Below are 1,906 nucleotides of genomic sequence, written 5' to 3'. Positions count from 1 at the left end.
GCCGCCGTCCCGGCCGCCCCGCCCAAGGCCGCCGAGCCGCTGACCATCCTCTACGCCAGCGAATCGGGGAACTCCGAGGCGCTGGCCGGCAACGTCGCCAAGCTCGCGCGCAAGCAGGGGTTCAAGCCGAAGGTCGTGGACTTCTCGGACCTCGACCTGGCGAGCCTGCCCAAGGCCGGCAAGCTCATCGCCATCGCGGCGACCTGGGGCGAAGGCGAGCCGCCGGCACGGGCCGTGCGGGCCTACGGCGAACTGATGGGTGAGGGCGCCCCGCGCATCGACGGCGTCCCCTTCGCGGTGCTGGCTTTGGGCGACACCTCGTATGTCGAGTTCTGCGCCATCGGGAAGGCGCTCGACGCGCGCTTCGAGGCGCTGGGCGGCCAGCGCGCCGCCGAGCGCGCCGACCTCGACCTCGACTTCGAGAAGCCGGCCGCCGACTGGATCAAGAACACCCTCAAGGCCCTCGCCCCGGCGGAGACGCCCGACAACGTCGTGGCGGTGGATTTCGCCCGCACCGCCGCCGGCGAGGACGACGAGGCCGAGCCGAGCCGCGAGCCGCTGGTGGTCGAGGTCGTCGAGCACGTGAACCTCAACTCGTCCCGCTCCGACAAGGAGACGATCCACCTGGCGCTGGCCTTCGAGGACGGCGCGCCCGCCTACGAGCCCGGCGATTCGCTCGAGGTCTTCCCCGAGAACGACCCGCAGCTGGTGGACGAGATCCTGAACGCCGCGGGGCTTTCGGGCGACGAGGCCCTGCGCCAGGCGCTGCTCGCCGAGCGGGACATCACCACCCTGTCGGCCGCCACGATCGAGCGCTTCGTCAAGGCGACCGGCCACGCCGACGCGCAGAAACTGATCGACAGCGGCGAGGCCCGGGCCTGGATCGAGGGACGGCACCTGATCGACCTGCTGGCGACCTTCCCGGCCGCGCTGACGGCCGAGCACCTCAACACCATCACCCGGCCGCTGCCGCCCCGGGCCTACTCGATCGCGTCCTCGCGCAAGGAGGTGGGCGACGAGGCCCACCTCGCCATCGTGGCGGTCCGCTACGAGACCCACGGGCGGGCCCGCTCGGGCGTCGCCTCCGTGCATGTCGCCGACCGGATCCGGGACGGCGCCAAGCTGCGGGTGCGGCTGAAGCCGAACCGGCACTTCCGCCTGCCGCAGGATCCGGCCACCGACATCATCATGGTCGGCCCCGGCACCGGCGTCGCGCCGTTCCGCGCCTTCGTGCAGGAGCGCCGCGCCATCGAGGCCCCCGGCCGCTCCTGGCTGTTCTTCGGCGACCGGCACTTCCTGCACGACTTCCTGTACCAGCTCGAATGGCAGGAGGCGCTGGAGGACGGCTCGCTGACGAAGATCGACGTCGCCTTCTCCCGGGACCAGCCGGAGAAGATCTACGTGCAGAACCGCATCACCCACAACGCGCAGGAGCTGGTCTCCTGGCTGGAGGGCGGCGCCCATTTCTACGTCTGCGGCGATGCCAAGAACATGGCCAAGGACGTGCGCGCCGCCGTGGTGCGGGCCTACGAGATCGCCAAATCCCTGAGCCCGGCCGACGCCGAGGCGCAGGTTGCGGCCCTGGAGCGCAGCCACCGCTACCAGCAGGACGTTTACTGAGATCATCGCGCTCCCCGATCCCGGGGAGAGCACCAAGATGCGACGGAGACAGTCGGAGCGCGGGTCCCCTCTCCCATGCGGGAGAGGGACAGGGTGAGGGATCCAGGTCTTTCCGGAGAGGGCGCCCCCCTCACCCCAACCCTCTCCCGCACGGGAGAGGGGGACTGTCGCGGATCCCGCCCCTACCGTGAACTGGCACCCGCCCCACGAAGGGGGTGGGAGACGCGTTCAGACAGACGGATTCACCTTATGGACGACCACAGCCCCCGCGACGACGCCGACGCCC

At 71.0% G+C, this 1,906-nt stretch carries 1 protein-coding gene; it reads left to right on the top strand.

What is annotated here, in order from left to right; genetic code table 11:
* The coding region (locus tag FV228_RS28315) for a flavodoxin domain-containing protein (protein ID WP_147857529.1) at positions 1 to 1,620 on the top strand (1,620 nt) is incomplete at its 5' end.
* Positions 1,621 to 1,906: the final 286 nt, after the last annotated feature.

Source organism: Methylobacterium sp. WL18, assembly GCF_008040015.1.
Classification (GTDB): Bacteria; Pseudomonadota; Alphaproteobacteria; order Rhizobiales; family Beijerinckiaceae; genus Methylobacterium; species Methylobacterium mesophilicum.
This window is presented reverse-complemented; position numbering and strand designations above follow the sequence as displayed.